Consider the following 14,682-nt stretch of genomic DNA (forward strand, 5'->3'; position numbering starts at 1 on the left):
CGTGCGGATACGAAAAAAATGAGGGCTATAGCATAAAGCGCTGACGAGCCGTGCGCCAGCGCTGAAAGGGGATAAAACGCAGTTTTACGGTGCTAAACGGTCGATTGTCCAGCCGCTGCCATCACGCTGATAAAGGAAGCGGTCATGCAGGCGATGTTCGCCGCCCTGCCAGAACTCCATGGTGTGGAATCTGACGCGGAATCCGCCCCAGAAACTCGGCAGCGGCACTTCCCCCTGCTGAAACTTCTGCTTCAGCTCAAGGAACTTGCCTTCGAGCACGCCGCGCGCGGAAATCCGGCTCGACTGTTTCGATACCCAGGCGCCAATCTGGCTGTCTCGCGGACGGCTGTGGAAGTACTTCAGCACTTCCAGCGGCGACAGTTTCTCCACTTCGCCCAGCACCATCACCTGACGCTCAAGGAAGTGCCAGGGGAAATGCAGGGAAATGCGCGGATTGTCCGCCAGCTGCAGCGCTTTACGGCTGCCGAGGTTGGTGTAAAACACCATGCCCTGCTCATCGTAGTGTTTAAGCAGGACGATGCGCTGATAGGGCTGGCCGCTGCTGTCCACCGTCGCCACCGTCATGGCGGTGGGATCGGGTAGCTGCGCGGCGCACGCCTGCTGCAGCCACTGCTCAAACAGCGCCAGAGGAGTATCTGGCAAATCTTTGCGCCGCAGCCCGCCGCGCGTGTACTCCCGCCGCAGGTGGGCAATGTGTTGCAAGCTGTCACTGTCGCTCATGCTGGTATCCCGGTTCTCTCTTACTGTGCGGAGGCATCCGCGTTCTGCAGTTCACAATCATTAATCACGATTTTATCGTTGCGTTCAACAAAGGCGCCATTGCCTTTTGACCAGAAAACGTAGGTGCCATCGCTGTAACGCGCGCCGGAGGCAGACACCGTCTGGGTCAGCGTGAGCGGTTTGCCGTCCAGAATAAAGCTCACCTGCTGCTTCGCGTTGTCCAGAGTGACCGTCAGCGGCAGCGTGCCACACTGGTAATGTAACGTCTCTGGCGCGGGTGCGGGTTTATGCCAGATACTACAGCCGCTGAGTAAGGTCAGGGTGCCGGCCAGCACGATCATCTTTTTCATGTTTGCTCCTTAACGTATTGCGTGGGGATTGGCGGGATAGATGGCACCCAGCACGCTCATTTCGCGCGCGCCGGTTACCGCCGGCAGATTGCCCGGCAGCCCGGACAGGGTGCGGAACGCCAGCCAGGCAAAGGCCAGCGCCTCCATATCATCACCGCTGATACCGGCCTGATCGGTGGTGCCCACCTCGGTGCCAGACAGATGCGCGGCCAGCCGCGCCATCAGCAGCGGATTGCGACTGCCGCCGCCGCACACCAGCAGACGATCGCAGCCATCGTTGAGCTGTACCTGATGGGCGATGGTCAGCGCGGTCAGCTCGCACAGCGTTGCCTGCACATCCTGCGGGGCCAGCGCCGGGAAGCGCTGCAGCTGCTGTTCCACCCAGCCCAGGTTGAAGTATTCCCGACCGGTGCTTTTGGGTGGCGGCAGCGCAAACCACGGATCGCCGAGCATCTGCTCCAGCAGCGCGGGCACGACCTGGCCACTGCGCGCCCAGCCGGCATCTTTATCAAACGGCAGGCCTTTGTGGCGCCAGATCCACGCATCGATCAGCATATTGCCTGGCCCGGTATCAAAGCCGCGCACCGGCTGACCGGGGATCAGCAGCGACAGATTGGCGATGCCGCCAATATTCAGCACCATGCGCCGTTCAACGCTGTCCATCAGCAACGCCTGGTGAAAAGCCGGTACCAGCGGTGCGCCCTGGCCGCCCAGCGCCATGTCGCGGCGGCGAAAATCGCCCACCACCGTGACGCCGGTCGCGGCAGCGATCTGGTTATTGTCGCCAATTTGCAGCGTATTTGGTGCCGCCGACTGCGGCTCGTGCCACACCGTCTGGCCGTGGCAGCCAATCGCCATGATATCGCTGGCCTCCAGCGCCTGCTGCTGCATCAGCGTCAGTACGGCTTCCGCAAACAGCTGGCCGAGCCGGGTATCAAGCTGACCGAGCTGCGACAGCGTCAGCGTCTGTCCCTGACAAATTTCCAGCACCTGCTGACGCAGCGCCAGCGGGATGGGATGGCAGTAGCTGGCCTGTTGCGCCACCATATGCTGGTCGATCGCGGCCAGCACGACGTCTACGCCGTCCAGGCTGGTGCCGGACATCACGCCGATATAGCGTCCTGATTTCATAGCGCTTCCTTACCCGTTTGCGGGCCTGCAATGCATCTGTGTTTAGCCTGGCAAATTACCGGGGCTAATTCTATGATAAATTTCCGCTTTTCAACTGCGCTGCGACACGCATTCCGGCAGCAAACTATTTTCATCCGGCAATTGAATTTTTGTTGATGGGCGGTGGTCTATGCTTCGGCCCAGCCGCATATTGTTCGGACATCGCGTCAATTGACCATTTTCTGACTTATACTGTTGCAGTACAGGACGAGAATATGGCGTTTTTTTGCATTAAGGAGCTTTCTCATGATTAAGCGTTTCGTAGCCGTAGCCCTGGCGGGTATCACGCTGGCTGGCTGTGTTAATAACGATACCCTTTCCGGCGATGTTTACAGCGCCAGCGAAGCCAAGCAGGTTCAAAGCGTCTCATACGGTACGCTGGTATCCGTGCGTCCGGTAAAAATTCAGGGCGGCGATGACAGTAATGTGATCGGTGCCATTGGCGGTGCGGTGCTGGGTGGTTTCCTCGGTAACACCATCGGCGGCGGCGCGGGGCGCAGTCTGGCAACGGCCGGCGGTGCGGTACTGGGCGGCGTAGCCGGTCAGGGCGTGCAGGGTGCGCTCAACAAATCTGACGGTGTAGAGCTGGAGATCCGTAAGGATGACGGCAATACCATTATGGTGGTGCAGAAGCAGTCCGCCAGCCGTTACTCGGTCGGCCAGCGCGTAGTGATGGCCTCCAACGGCAGCCAGGTCACCGTCTCTCCGCGCTAAGCGCACAGATAAAAAAAACCGACGCCAGTGCGTCGGTTTTTTTATTTCTCGCGGTTCTGCAACTCGAGAATGTTTTTTTCCAGCCGGGCAATCAGCGTCACCATCTGATTGATCTCTTCGAGACTGATGCCGGAGAGGATGTCGTCACGCGTCGCGTCGATCACGTTTTCGACCTGCTCAATGATCGGCTCAGCCTGACGGGTCAGCTTGATGCGCTTGGCGCGGCGATCGTTAGCGCAGGTGGCGCGGGTGATGAGCCCCTTCTCTTCCAGCTGATCCAGCGTACGCACCAGCGACGGCTGCTCAATACCGATGGCTTTCGCCAGCTGAATCTGCGACTGCTCTGGCGGGAGTTGATGAATATTGTGCAACGTCACCCAGTGGGTTTGTGTCAACTCAAGCGGCTTCAGACGCTGGTCGATCAACGCGCGCCAGATGCGCACCAGGCGAGACAGATCTGTTCCAAGCGGCGTATCCATTTCATCTCCTTATAATTAGCTTGCTAGCTATCAAGCCAGATTTTACACTATTCTGCGAGTTTACAGGACAAATTACAAATCCCGGGCCAGACGGCACGCCCGCTGTCTACACTTGATTTAACCGTGCCCGGGTAAAAAGGATGATGCCACGTGTCAATCTTTGCGCTCACCGCGACGGCGCCGCTGACCGATCTGGTATTCGGTGCCTCACTGTTCTTCCCGCCGCTGTTCAAAGCGGTGCTGCTGGGCTTCTTTTTCTGGCTGCTGATTCATCCGCTGCTGCGCGGCTGGATCTACTCCGGCGATGTCTGGCACCCCACCTTAATGGATCTCTCACTGTTTGTTCTGTGCGTGAGCGGCGCACTGTGGATACTGAGCCTCGGATAAATCACCATGAAATTCAACCCCTTTAAGTACTTTTCTACCCTTGTGGTGTTTACCCTGGCGCTGCTCGCAGGCTGGTGGATGTGGAACTACTACATGCAGGCCCCGTGGACGCGCGATGGCAAAGTGCGCGCTGAACTGGTGGACGTGACGCCCGAGGTCTCCGGCCGTATCAGCACGCTGGCCGTGCGCGACAATCAGTTCGTGCATAAAGGCGAGGTGCTGCTGACGCTGGATCCGGTGCCGTGGCAGATTGCGCTGGCCAATGCGCAGGCCCAGCTGGCGAAGGCGCAGGCCGACCTCGCCAAAGCGCAGCATGAGGCGGATCGCCGTGCCAGCCTGCCGCGTAACGTGATCTCCGCTGAAGATATGGACGCGGCGCGCCTCAACGCGAATGCGGCGGCCGCCACAGCGAAAGCCGCACAGGCGATGCTCGATCAGGCGCGCTGGAACCTGCAGCAAACCACAGTGACGGCACCGACCGACGGCTGGGTCAGTAACCTGACGCTGCGTGCCGGCAATTACGCGACCGCCGGTAAGCCGCTGTTCGCGCTGGTCGACAGCCACTCTTACTATGTGATGGGCTATTTCGAAGAGACCAAACTGCGCCATATCCGGCCCGGCGCGGCGGCGCAAATCGTGCTGTATAGCAACGGCGCACGACTGCAGGGCCAGGTGGAGAGCATCGGGCGTGCCATTTACGATCAAAGCATCGCCAGCGACGGCGGTCTGGTGCCCGATATCAAACCCAACGTGCCCTGGGTCAGGCTGGCGCAGCGCGTCCCGGTGCGTATCCGGCTAAACGCGGTACCGGATAATGTGCCGCTGGTGGCCGGTACCACCTGCACCATCTCTGTCGCGCACTGAGGCCGGCATGAATCTGCAGTGGCTGGCCTGGCACAATCTGCCGTGGATAAAGGCAACCGGCGGCGAGTGGCGCTATGCGTTACGTAATGCAATCGCGATGTGTCTGGCGCTCACCCTGGCGTATGCGCTGCAGCTGGATCAGCCTTACTGGGCCATGACGTCCGCCGCGGTGGTGAGTTTCCCCACCGTCGGCGGCGCCATCAGCAAAAGCCTGGGCCGCATCGTCGGCAGCCTGCTCGGTGCCAGCGCCGCGCTGCTGATTGCCGGTCATACGCTCAACGAACCGTGGCTGTTTGCCTTTTTCATGGCCGGCTGGCTGGCGCTCTGCACCTGGGTCGCCAGCCATTTTCAAAACAATGTGGCCTACGCCTTTTCACTGGCCGGTTACACCGCCGCGATTATCGCCTTCAGCAGCGTTAACGTTAGCGACGTCAGCCAGCTGTGGGACATCACCCAGGCGCGCGTGTGCGAAGTGATCGTCGGGATTCTCTGCGCCGGGCTGATGATGATGATCCTGCCCAGCACCTCGGACGGCAGCGCACTGATGCTATCGCTGCGCCAGATGCACACCCGCCTGCTTGACCACGCGGTGCTGCTGTTGCAGCAGAGCAGCACGGAAAATGTGCGCACCGCCCACGAAACGGTGATCAGCCAGATCCTTACCATGAATTTGCTGCGCATTCAGGCCTTCTGGAGCCACTATCGCTTCCGCCGGCAAAATAACGTGCTTAACTACGTGTTGCATCAGCAGCTGCGCCTGACCAGCGTGCTCTCCAGCCTGCGGCGCATGCTGCTTAACTGGCCCGACGCGCCGCCGGTGCTGTACAGCGCAATGCAACAGCTGCTGCACGAACTGGCGCAGCCGCAGTGTGATAAATACCGTCTGGCGCAGATTCTGCGCAGCATCACGCCGGACGTGCACGGTGATTTCCGCCAGCGTGCTTTTGTCCAGCGGCTGCGCTACTTCTGCTGGGTGTGGCTGAATGTGGAGCGCTGGATTCGCCTGATTGAGCGCGCCGACGCTGACACCCGTTTCCAGCCGCCGTACGCGCCGGCACTGGCACGTGCCAGCGACAGTGCCGAAGCTGGCTGGAGTGCGCTGCGCACGTTTAGCGTGATCATGCTGGGCTGCGCGTTCTGGATCGGGACCCAGTGGGACGCTGGCGCCGCCGCGCTGACGCTTACCGCTATTGCCTGCGTGCTCTACTCGTCATCGCCTTCGCCCGGCGGCAGCGTGTCGCTGCTGCTGAAAACGCTGCTGTGGCTGTCGCTGTTCAGCTTTGTGCTGCAGTTTGGTCTGATGGTACAAATCAGCGCGCTGTGGCAGTTTTTGCTGCTGCTGTTCCCGCTGCTGCTGACGCTGCAACTGTTTAAGCTGCAGCAGAAGAAACGCGCCGCGCTCTGGGGCCAGTTTATTGTGTTTATGGGATCGTTTATCGCGGTAAGTAATCCGCCAGACTGGGATTTCCAGAGCTTCCTTAACGATAACCTGGCAAAAGTGTGTGGCGTCCTGCTGGCGTGGCTGGCGTTTCAGGTGTTACAGCCGGGTTCTGATGCGCGCCGCAGCCGACGCCATATCCGGGCGCTGCGCCACGCTTTTCTCGATCAGCTACGTCGCCAGCCGCGCCTGAGTGAAAGCCGGTTTGAATCGCAGATTTATCATCACATCAGCCAGCTGAGCCACAGCCGTGATGAGCAGGCGCGCCTGTGGCTGCTGCGCTGGGGCGTGGTGCTGCTGAACTGTTCGCACATTGTCTGGCAGCTGCGCGCCTGGCAACCCCGCTCACCGGCGCTGGCGCAGCTGCGCGACAGCAGTCTGCAGGACTTGCAGCGCATTATGAGTTTGCGCGGTGTGCGTCACGACTCGCTGCAGACCGCGCTGGATACGCTGCAGCAGGCCATAGATCAGCTTCAGGGGCAGCCGGAGAGCGACGCGAATACCCTGGCGGGTATGTTGTGGCGCCTGCGCTGTTCGCTGGCGCAGCTGCGTCAGGCGGTGCCGGATTGATCATTCACAGTACTGGGTAAACTGCCGATCAAAGTCATCGTGCAGCTGCTGCAGGGTCTTCTGCCCTTCAAAGCGGGTTTTATCCTGCTCGGACATCGGTTCGATCACCAGCGCTTTCTCGTCCGACGAGTAGATAAAGCGCCGTGCCAGCGTGCTGCCGGTAAAACTGGTGCCCTGAATGCCGCCACACACCACGGTGATGCTGTGACGGCGGATTTCGGTATGGGTGAAATTGGTTTCGGTGGCGCTGCGCAGGACGTTCTGACAGCCTTTGGCTTGCAGCCGCTGCAGGGTATGCTGCGTCAGCCATTCGCGGCCGCGGGCAATATTTTCACAACTGGCGCGCAGCGGATTGGTATCTATATCTCGCTGCAGCTGACGGCTGGCCTCCAGTCGCAGCTGGGTATCATTCGGGCGATCGCAGCCCACCAGCGCTAAACACAACAGCAAAATCCCACGCGTTTTCATGCCTGCCCCTGAGCGGTTCCGTTCCTGAATCAACATCATAGGATGGAATGTTGCTGCTGAGTAGCAGGAAAATGGGTCAGAATTTTTCTGCGCGGCGGCGGGTCAGGCCCGTCGCCGCCCGGTACTCAGATCACGCCGCAGGCCAGACGTGCCCCGCCACCGCCAAGCGGTTGCGGATGGTCAGCATGATTATCGCCGCCGACGTGCACCATCAACGCTTTGCCTTTGATCTCGCTTAGCGATTTCAGACGAGGCGCCACCACGGGATAGCTGGCTTTGCCGTCGTCGGTGACATACAGCGCGGGCAAATCGCCGAGGTGACCGTCAGCGTACGGACCGAGGTGCTTGCCGCTGTTGTGCGGATCGAGGTGACCGCCCGCCGCGCCGGCCGCCACGGTTTTGCCGGCGGATTCGCCGGGCTCACAGCTGCCTTTGGCGTGGACGTGGAAGCCGTGAATGCCGGGTTTCAGCCCGCTCAGCGCCGGCGCGAACTGCAGGCCATACGGGGTTTCGCTGATGGTCACCTTACCGATCGACTCACCGATACCCTGCGCCGTCACCTGATGCAGCGTCACGTCTTCTGACGCCGCGTGTGCACCGGCAGCACACACCAGCGTCAGCACGGCCATAATGGTTTTTTTCATAACGTCTCCTTACGGTTCAGATTCCCTCTAAGCCTGGACCGCTTTTGCCCAGGCTGCCGTAGTTTGACGCAGATTTACGCTTCAGGGCACATCGTAGCCGAGTGCCGCCTTGCGAATGCGGAACCACTGCTGGCGATCCAGCGTCAGTTCACAGGCTTTCACCGCGTCGCTGACGCGCGCAGTTTTACCGGAACCGATAATCGGCAGCGGACGACTGGGCAGCTTCATTACCCAGGCATAGACCACCTGCTCGATATTGCTGGCACCGATCTCCTGACGCACCTGTTCCAGCTCATCGCGCAGCGGCTGGTAGTGCGGATCGTTAAACAGGCGGCCGCCACCGAGGCACGACCACGCCATCGGGCGCATACGCGTCTGCTGGCACTGGTCGAGCGTGCCGTCGAGCAGCGCCGACTGCTCCAGCGGTGAGATTTCCAGCTGATTGGTGACCAGGCTAAACGGCAGACGGGATTGCAGCAGCGTGAACTGCGCAGCGGTAAAGTTGGACACGCCAAAATAACGCACCTTGCCACTCTGATGCAGCTGCAGGAAGGCGTCGGCGATTTCATCCGCATCCATTAACGGATCCGGACGGTGAATCAACAGCAGATCGAGATAATCGGTGGCAAAGTGGCGCAGCGAATTTTCCGCACTGTGCAGGATGTGGCTGGCTTCGGTGATGTAGTGACCGATTTTATGCTCGGGTTTCGCGCGGGTGGCAATGCCGCACTTGGTGACGATTTGCAACTGCTGGCGCAGCTGCGGTGCCAGGCGCAGCGCTTCGCCGAACGCGGCTTCACAGCGATAGTCGCCATAGATGTCGGCGTGGTCAACGGTGGTGATGCCCAGCGCCAGATGATGCTCAATAAACTGCACCAGCTGCTGCGGCGTCATACCCCACTCCATCAGCCGCCAGTAACCGGCAATCAGCGGCGAAAAAGCGGGTCCCTGTGGGGCAATAGCGTGCGGTTGTAACATGGTTAAACTCCCTTCTGCGCAATAGCGAAAGCGCGAGTATAACCAAATGCGCAGGTCGCGTTTTCTTAAAACAGCTCCGGTTGCTGTGGATCAGGATTTTCATCCACTTTTTGCTGACGCTGCAGGCGCAACAGGCGCTGACGACACAGGCGCAGCACCTCGCGTTTTTGCGCATCGCTGAATTTCATCCAGTTGAAACGCTCCTCCCGGCTGCGCATACAGCCACGGCAATAGCCGCGCGCATCGCTCTGGCAGATACCGCGACAGGGGCTCGGAACCGGAAAAAACTCTAATTGCTCAGCCACATCACCTCCGCAATGAACCTATCCACTCTTATTGATAACAGCTTAGTGACATAGTGCAAGGCATAAACCGTTATTACTGGTACTGTACACAGCGACAACCACGCCAGCTTCCGACACCGTGGCAATAGTCAGGGAATCAATCAGGTAAGGAGACGCGGTTAAGGTTTTCCTCATCTTCAATTCATACGATTGTCATATTCCGTTATTCCGATGAGTCTCCATGAAACTGACCTCTAAGTTACAGTGTCACGACAACAGTTTTAATTTACTGGCCGCGTTGTTCTTTGCCTTTGTCCTCAATGCCCTGTTTTTACTGCGCGCGTGGGAAATTATCCCCTACACCCGCGTGCATGATTACCTGTTCGCCGCCAGCATGCCGGTGGTGCTGGTCGCGGCGTTTTATTTGCTTTTTTCGCTGCTGGCCTGGCCGTGGATACGCAAACCGCTGCTGATTGTGCTGATTCTCGCCAGCGCCGCCGCCAACTACTTTATGCACAGCTTTGGTACGGTCATCGACACCAACATGATTGAAAACGTGTTTGAGTCGAATGCGCAGGAAACCGGCGCGCTGATGAGCCGCAACTATGTCATCTGGATGCTGCTGATGGGCATTCTTCCGGTGGCGCTGGTGTGCAGCGTCCGTATCAGCAATCGCCAGCGCTGGTGGTGGAACCTGCTGCAGCGCCTCGCCAGTGCGCTCGGTGCCGTACTGGTGATTCTGCTGATGGCTGTGCTGTTCTACAAAGACTACGCTTCGCTGATCCGCAATAACAAAGGCCTGGTGAAGATGATCACCCCAGCCAATATTGTCAGTGGCACCGGCCATTATGTCGATCAGCGCTATCTGCAGGGCAGCCAGGCACTGGTGAAGATTGGCGAAGATGCGCAGAAAGGGCCGCTAATCACCGCCGAGCCGAAAAAGACGCTGGTGGTGCTGGTGGTGGGCGAAACTGCGCGCGCGGAGAACTTCTCCCTCGGCGGCTATGCGCGCGACACCAACCCACAGCTGAAAAAGCAGCAGGTGATTTATTATCCCAACGCCAGCTCCTGCGGCACGGAAACCGCCATTTCGGTGCCGTGCATGTTCTCGAATATGCCACGCGAGCACTATGACGCGAACCTCGCCCATCATCAGGAAGGCGTGCTGGATGTGCTGGCCCATGCCGGAGTCAGCGTGCTGTGGCGCGAAAACGACGGGGGCTGCAAAGGTGCCTGCGACCGCGTGCCGCATACCGATATGACGCAGTGGCAGCTGCCACAATACTGCCACGATGGCTTCTGCCTCGATGACGTCTTGCTGCATCGCTTTGATAACTATGTCGACAGCCTGCACAATGACGGCATCATCGTACTGCACCAGATGGGCAGCCACGGTCCGGCTTACTTTAAGCGCTATCCGGCCGCGTTCCAGCGCTTTACGCCGACCTGCGACAGCAATCAGATTCAGGATTGCGACCACCAGGCGCTGGTCAACACCTACGATAACTCGCTGCTGTATACCGACGATATGCTGAGTCGCACCATCGATAAGCTGAAAGGCCTGAGCGATCGCTTTAACGTGGCGCTGGTGTACCTGTCCGACCATGGCGAATCGCTGGGCGAACACGGCATGTACCTGCACGGCGCGCCGTACCTGTTTGCGCCGTCGCAGCAGACGCACATCCCGCTGCTGCTGTGGATGTCGCCGGGCTACGCCGCGGCGTATCACATTGATCAGGCCTGTCTGCGCCAGCAGGCGGCAGAGACAGCGGTGTCGCAGGATAATCTGTTCCACACGGTGCTCGGCCTGTTCAACATCCAGACGCAGCAGTATCAGCCACAGCTGGATATGATCAAATCGTGCCAGAATCGCGCCTGAGGATTGCATTAGACCGACTGGTCTAATACTCTGCCTGCCATGAACAAGACAGTGCAACGCAACGAAACCCGTGAACATCTGCTCGCCACCGGCGAGCAGGTCTGCCTGCAGCGCGGTTTCACCGGCATGGGGTTGAGCGAAATGCTGGCGCTGGCGGAAGTGCCGAAAGGCTCGTTTTATCACTACTTCCGCTCAAAAGAAGCGTTCGGTGTGGCGCTGCTGGAGCGCTATTTCGTCAACTATCAGCAGCAGGTTGAACAGCAGCTGACCCAGCCCGGCGTTACTGCACGCGAACGCTTACTGCAGCATTTTCGCTACGCGGAACGGCTGTTTATTGAGCAGGGTCACATCGTCGGCTGTCTGGGCGTTAAGCTTTCCGGCGAAGTGTGCGATCTGTCAGAGCCGATGCGCGATGCGCTGCAGCGCGGGGCTACGGCCATCACGGCCGCTTACGCACGCTGTCTGACGGAGGTCGCAGCCGAACAGCCGCTGCCCTATGGGCAAAGCCCGCAGCAGCTGGCGCAACGCTGTTATCTGCTGTGGCTGGGAGCCAGCCTGCAGAGCAAGATTTCACGTGAGCCCGGGCCGATTAGCCTGGCGCTCGACACCATCGAACAGTGGCTTAATCACCGCTGATTTTTAAAAACGGCAATTTCTAGACGACCGGTCTATTACAGGAGTCATCATGGCGAGTAAACAGCTGTTCACCCCGCTGAAAGTGGGCGCGATTACCGTACCTAACCGTGTATTTATGGCGCCGCTGACGCGTCTGCGCAGCATTGAACCGGGCGATATTCCTACCCCGCTGATGGCGGAGTATTATCAGCAGCGCGCCAGCGCGGGTCTGATCATTACCGAAGCCACCCAGGTTTCGTTCCAGGCGAAAGGCTACGCCGGTGCGCCGGGTTTACACACCGCGGAGCAGATTGCTGCGTGGAAAATGATTAACGAAGGCATTCACGCCGCGCACGGTCACAGCGCCGTTCAGCTGTGGCACACCGGCCGCATCTCGCATAATAGCGTGCAGCCGGATGGCAAAGCGCCGGTCGCACCGTCCGCGATCGCCGCTGGCACCCGCACCTCGCTGCGCGCCGCCGACGGCAGCGTGTATCGCGAAGATACCTCCCTGCCGCGTGAACTGAGCGTGGCAGAAATTCAGCAGATCGTTAAAGACTTCGGTCAGGCGGCAGCCAATGCGCGCGACGCCGACTTTGATCTGCTGGAACTGCACTCTGCGCACGGCTATCTGATGCATCAGTTCCTCGCACCGGGTTCTAACCAGCGTACCGATGAATACGGCGGTTCGATTGAGAAGCGCGGCCGTTTCGCGCTGGAAGTGGTCGATGCGGCAATTGCTAACTGGTCAGCCGATCGCATTGGTATTCGTATCTCGCCAATCGGCGCCTTCCAGAATCTGGAAAACGGTCCGGATGAAGAAGAAGCGGCACTGTGGTACATCAGCGAACTGGGCAAGCGCGGCCTCGCCTACCTGCACCTGTCTGAGCCAGACTGGGCGGGCGGTAAGCCTTACACCGATGAGTTCCGCCAGAAAGTGCGTGCCGCCTTCCCGGGCGTGATTATCGGTGCCGGTGCCTACACCGTGGAAAAAGCGGACGATCTGATTGCGCGTGGCCTGATTGACGCGGTGGCCTTTGGCCGTGACTTCATCGCCAACCCGGACCTGGTAGCGCGCCTGCAGCAGGATGCACCGCTTAACCCGCAGCGCCCGGAGAGCTTCTACGGCGGCGGCGCGGAAGGTTACACCGACTACCCGACACTGTAAGTCAAACGCGGCCGCAGCGGATGTGCGGCCGCGTGCTTTCTTCAGGGCATTCCCTCGCTATACTAAGCGGGTTCCCTGATGACTTTTGAAAAGAGGATGTTATGCGTTTACTTCACACTATGTTACGCGTTGGCGATCTGCAGCGCTCCATCGATTTTTACACCCGCGTGCTGGGCATGCGCGTGCTGCGTCAGAGCGAAAACACCGAATACAAATACACCCTGGCTTTCGTGGGTTACACCGAAGAGAGCGAAGGTGCGGTCATTGAGCTGACCTACAACTGGGGCGTGGATAAATATGACCTCGGCAATGCCTACGGCCACATCGCGCTGGGCGTGGATGATGTCGCGGCGACCTGCGACCGCATCCGTCAGGCGGGCGGTAACGTCACGCGTGAAGCCGGCCCGGTCAAAGGCGGCAGCACCATCATCGCTTTCGTGGAAGATCCGGACGGCTACAAAATCGAGCTGATCGAAAACCAACACGCCGGTCACGGCCTCGGCAACTAATGCCGTTAGTCAGCCTGCTAATTTGCGGGCTGACTTCCCTCTCCTGCTGCACCCTGCGCCGATTTTTGCCATAATGCGCGCTGCCCCATTTCCTGCAATGAGATCCTGATGTCTGAATCAAACGCCTTAAACGCTCTCCATCAACGCTTCCGTGGTTTTTATCCTGTGGTGATTGACGTTGAAACCGCCGGTTTTAATGCGCAAACCGATGCGCTGCTGGAAATCGCCGCCACCACGTTAAAAATGGATGAGGATGGCTGGCTGCACCGTGATGAAACCCTGCATTTCCACGTGGAGCCGTTCGAAGGGGCGATTCTCAATCCCGAAGCGCTGGCGTTTACCGGCATCGACCCCAGCAATCCGCTGCGCGGCGCGGTGAGTGAATATGAGGCGCTGCACGCCATTTTCAAAATGGTGCGCAAAGGTACCAAAGACAGTGGCTGTAACCGGGCGATTATCGTGGCGCACAATGCCACCTTTGATCATAATTTTCTGATGGCGGCGGCAGAGCGCACCGGCATGAAGCGTAACCCGTTCCACCCGTTCGCCACCTTTGACACCGCCGCGCTGAGCGGGCTGGTGCTGGGACAAACGGTACTGGCGAAGGCCTGTAAAGCGGCGGGGATAGATTTTGACAGCACTCAGGCGCACTCGGCACTGTACGATACCGAACAGACCGCCACGCTATTTTGCGAACTGGTGAATCGCTGGAAACGCCTCGGCGGCTGGCCGCTGGCGGTGAGTGAAGAGCCGGCCGAAGACGATGCCTCGGCCTGAGGCCCGTCAGACCGCAGCCAAAAAAAAGCCGACACTGCTGTCGGCCTTTTGCTTATTCTGCTTCTTTGTGCTTCTCAGCGGTCTCTTTGATCAGCGGTTGCAGTTCGCCGCGCTGGAACATCTCAACGATGATGTCACAGCCGCCGACCAGCTCGCCATCCACCCACAGCTGCGGGAAAGTTGGCCAGTTGGCGTATTTCGGTAACTCAGCGCGGATATCCGGATTTTGCAGAATGTCTACGTACGCAAAGCGCTCACCACAGGCAGACAGCGCCTGTACCGCCTGCGCAGAGAAACCGCAGCTTGGCAGTTTCGGCGAACCTTTCATGTACAGCAGGATCGGGTTTTCTGCGATCTGGCGCTGAATTTTTTCAACAGTACTCATTTTTGCCTTCCTTAATCCTTCACTTCGTGTTTGTTTATTGTAGCGACTTCGCCCCGCGACTGAAAACGGGATTTTGCCTTAGCCGGCGCATATCGCCATGTTTGTTAAGTTCGCGCGCCACGAATAACATTTTCATATCATTAATAAGCATTAATCAATTAATAATTAGCAATAATTCCGCTGGGTTAAACAGCTGAAATCGCTCATTTTTGCCCCACTTTCAGTACCGTGACAGATTAATGGAAAAAGACCTTACCTTTTG

At 58.9% G+C, this 14,682-nt stretch carries 18 protein-coding genes; 9 read left to right on the forward strand and 9 right to left on the reverse strand.

The window, feature by feature from the left end; all coding sequences use genetic code 11:
* Positions 1-84 precede the first annotated feature (84 nt).
* From pdxH to anmK, 3 genes are read right to left on the reverse strand one after another with little or no spacing between them, the layout of a single operon-like run.
* Positions 85-741, reverse strand: a complete 657-nt coding sequence (gene pdxH / locus C1N56_RS10665) for a pyridoxamine 5'-phosphate oxidase (RefSeq protein ID WP_021506201.1) — start codon at positions 739-741, stop codon at positions 85-87.
* A gap of 20 nt (positions 742-761) precedes the next feature.
* Positions 762-1,091 (reverse strand): MliC family protein, encoded by a 330-nt coding sequence (locus tag C1N56_RS10670; protein ID WP_241797856.1) that lies wholly within the window; start codon positions 1,089-1,091, stop codon positions 762-764.
* A gap of 9 nt (positions 1,092-1,100) precedes the next feature.
* Entirely contained in the window at positions 1,101-2,222 is a 1,122-nt protein-coding gene (gene anmK / locus C1N56_RS10675) for an anhydro-N-acetylmuramic acid kinase (RefSeq protein WP_058780636.1), read from the reverse strand.
* A gap of 285 nt (positions 2,223-2,507) precedes the next feature.
* On the opposite strand from anmK, the gene slyB reads away from it, so the two are divergent.
* On the forward strand, positions 2,508-2,975 hold the full coding sequence (gene slyB, locus C1N56_RS10680) for an outer membrane lipoprotein SlyB (protein WP_021506204.1): 468 nt from the start codon (positions 2,508-2,510) through the stop codon (positions 2,973-2,975).
* 41 nt (positions 2,976-3,016) lie between these two features.
* Here slyB and slyA read toward each other — a convergent pair whose 3' ends face one another.
* Positions 3,017-3,454: a transcriptional regulator SlyA gene (gene slyA, locus C1N56_RS10685; RefSeq protein WP_010618966.1), complete on the reverse strand. Its 438-nt coding sequence runs from the start codon at positions 3,452-3,454 to the stop codon at positions 3,017-3,019.
* A gap of 150 nt (positions 3,455-3,604) precedes the next feature.
* Between slyA and C1N56_RS10690 the strand changes: the two genes are divergently transcribed.
* From C1N56_RS10690 to C1N56_RS10700, 3 genes are read left to right on the forward strand one after another with little or no spacing between them, the layout of a single operon-like run.
* Positions 3,605-3,841, forward strand: a complete 237-nt coding sequence (locus tag C1N56_RS10690) for a DUF1656 domain-containing protein (protein WP_021506205.1) — start codon at positions 3,605-3,607, stop codon at positions 3,839-3,841.
* Between the two features lie 6 nt (positions 3,842-3,847).
* Complete coding sequence (locus C1N56_RS10695) at positions 3,848-4,705, forward strand: efflux RND transporter periplasmic adaptor subunit (protein WP_394516642.1); 858 nt, start codon at positions 3,848-3,850, stop codon at positions 4,703-4,705.
* Between the two features lie 7 nt (positions 4,706-4,712).
* On the forward strand, positions 4,713-6,713 hold the full coding sequence (locus C1N56_RS10700; protein ID WP_394516643.1) for an FUSC family protein: 2,001 nt from the start codon (positions 4,713-4,715) through the stop codon (positions 6,711-6,713).
* Here the strand turns inward: C1N56_RS10700 and C1N56_RS10705 are convergent, their stop codons facing one another.
* The 4 genes from C1N56_RS10705 to C1N56_RS10720 form a co-directional block, all read right to left on the reverse strand.
* The gene (locus tag C1N56_RS10705) at positions 6,714-7,181 is read right to left on the reverse strand and encodes a hypothetical protein (protein ID WP_021506208.1); all 468 of its coding nucleotides are present in this window, start codon (positions 7,179-7,181) and stop codon (positions 6,714-6,716) included.
* Positions 7,182-7,306: 125 nt separating this feature from the next.
* Entirely contained in the window at positions 7,307-7,825 is a 519-nt protein-coding gene (gene sodC / locus C1N56_RS10710) for a superoxide dismutase family protein (protein WP_021506209.1), read from the reverse strand.
* A gap of 81 nt (positions 7,826-7,906) precedes the next feature.
* Positions 7,907-8,803, reverse strand: a complete 897-nt coding sequence (locus tag C1N56_RS10715; RefSeq protein WP_021506210.1) for an aldo/keto reductase — start codon at positions 8,801-8,803, stop codon at positions 7,907-7,909.
* Between the two features lie 65 nt (positions 8,804-8,868).
* Positions 8,869-9,108 (reverse strand): DUF1289 domain-containing protein, encoded by a 240-nt coding sequence (locus C1N56_RS10720; protein WP_394516644.1) that lies wholly within the window; start codon positions 9,106-9,108, stop codon positions 8,869-8,871.
* Between the two features lie 220 nt (positions 9,109-9,328).
* Here C1N56_RS10720 and eptA point away from each other — a divergent pair, with 220 nt between their 5' ends.
* The 5 genes from eptA to rnt all read left to right on the forward strand — a co-directional run bounded on the left by eptA (position 9,329) and on the right by rnt (position 14,035).
* Positions 9,329-10,966 carry a phosphoethanolamine transferase EptA gene (eptA, locus tag C1N56_RS10725; RefSeq protein WP_394516645.1) on the forward strand — a complete coding sequence of 546 codons (1,638 nt, stop codon included), beginning with the start codon at positions 9,329-9,331 and terminating at the stop codon, positions 10,964-10,966.
* A gap of 39 nt (positions 10,967-11,005) precedes the next feature.
* Positions 11,006-11,602, forward strand: coding sequence for a TetR/AcrR family transcriptional regulator (locus tag C1N56_RS10730; protein WP_031279165.1), 597 nt, complete (start codon positions 11,006-11,008; stop codon positions 11,600-11,602).
* Between the two features lie 49 nt (positions 11,603-11,651).
* The gene (locus C1N56_RS10735; protein WP_125309682.1) at positions 11,652-12,749 is read left to right on the forward strand and encodes an alkene reductase; all 1,098 of its coding nucleotides are present in this window, start codon (positions 11,652-11,654) and stop codon (positions 12,747-12,749) included.
* Between the two features lie 101 nt (positions 12,750-12,850).
* On the forward strand, positions 12,851-13,258 hold the full coding sequence (gene gloA / locus C1N56_RS10740) for a lactoylglutathione lyase (protein ID WP_394516646.1): 408 nt from the start codon (positions 12,851-12,853) through the stop codon (positions 13,256-13,258).
* A 108-nt stretch (positions 13,259-13,366) separates the two neighbouring features.
* Entirely contained in the window at positions 13,367-14,035 is a 669-nt protein-coding gene (gene rnt, locus C1N56_RS10745; protein WP_021506216.1) for a ribonuclease T, read from the forward strand.
* Positions 14,036-14,087: 52 nt separating this feature from the next.
* Here the strand turns inward: rnt and C1N56_RS10750 are convergent, their stop codons facing one another.
* Positions 14,088-14,420 (reverse strand): Grx4 family monothiol glutaredoxin, encoded by a 333-nt coding sequence (locus tag C1N56_RS10750; RefSeq protein WP_021506217.1) that lies wholly within the window; start codon positions 14,418-14,420, stop codon positions 14,088-14,090.
* Positions 14,421-14,682 lie beyond the last annotated feature (262 nt).

The sequence above is a fragment of the Pantoea sp. SGAir0175 genome (genome assembly GCF_043547855.1).

Bases quoted from the DNA above. Each gene is read 5' to 3' on its own strand.
- C1N56_RS10670 (WP_241797856.1), bottom strand. From the start codon at position 1,091: ATGAAAAAGATGATCGTGCTGGCCGGCACCCTGACCTTACTCAGCGGC.
- slyA (WP_010618966.1), bottom strand. From the start codon at position 3,454: ATGGATACGCCGCTTGGAACAGATCTGTCTCGCCTGGTGCGCATCTGG.
- anmK (WP_058780636.1), bottom strand. From the start codon at position 2,222: ATGAAATCAGGACGCTATATCGGCGTGATGTCCGGCACCAGCCTGGAC.
- C1N56_RS10705 (WP_021506208.1), bottom strand. From the start codon at position 7,181: ATGAAAACGCGTGGGATTTTGCTGTTGTGTTTAGCGCTGGTGGGCTGC.
- eptA (WP_394516645.1), top strand. From the start codon at position 9,329: ATGAAACTGACCTCTAAGTTACAGTGTCACGACAACAGTTTTAATTTA.
- C1N56_RS10715 (WP_021506210.1), bottom strand. From the start codon at position 8,803: ATGTTACAACCGCACGCTATTGCCCCACAGGGACCCGCTTTTTCGCCG.
- sodC (WP_021506209.1), bottom strand. From the start codon at position 7,825: ATGAAAAAAACCATTATGGCCGTGCTGACGCTGGTGTGTGCTGCCGGT.
- C1N56_RS10735 (WP_125309682.1), top strand. From the start codon at position 11,652: ATGGCGAGTAAACAGCTGTTCACCCCGCTGAAAGTGGGCGCGATTACC.
- C1N56_RS10695 (WP_394516642.1), top strand. From the start codon at position 3,848: ATGAAATTCAACCCCTTTAAGTACTTTTCTACCCTTGTGGTGTTTACC.
- slyB (WP_021506204.1), top strand. From the start codon at position 2,508: ATGATTAAGCGTTTCGTAGCCGTAGCCCTGGCGGGTATCACGCTGGCT.
- C1N56_RS10700 (WP_394516643.1), top strand. From the start codon at position 4,713: ATGAATCTGCAGTGGCTGGCCTGGCACAATCTGCCGTGGATAAAGGCA.
- gloA (WP_394516646.1), top strand. From the start codon at position 12,851: ATGCGTTTACTTCACACTATGTTACGCGTTGGCGATCTGCAGCGCTCC.
- rnt (WP_021506216.1), top strand. From the start codon at position 13,367: ATGTCTGAATCAAACGCCTTAAACGCTCTCCATCAACGCTTCCGTGGT.
- C1N56_RS10750 (WP_021506217.1), bottom strand. From the start codon at position 14,420: ATGAGTACTGTTGAAAAAATTCAGCGCCAGATCGCAGAAAACCCGATC.
- pdxH (WP_021506201.1), bottom strand. From the start codon at position 741: ATGAGCGACAGTGACAGCTTGCAACACATTGCCCACCTGCGGCGGGAG.
- C1N56_RS10730 (WP_031279165.1), top strand. From the start codon at position 11,006: ATGAACAAGACAGTGCAACGCAACGAAACCCGTGAACATCTGCTCGCC.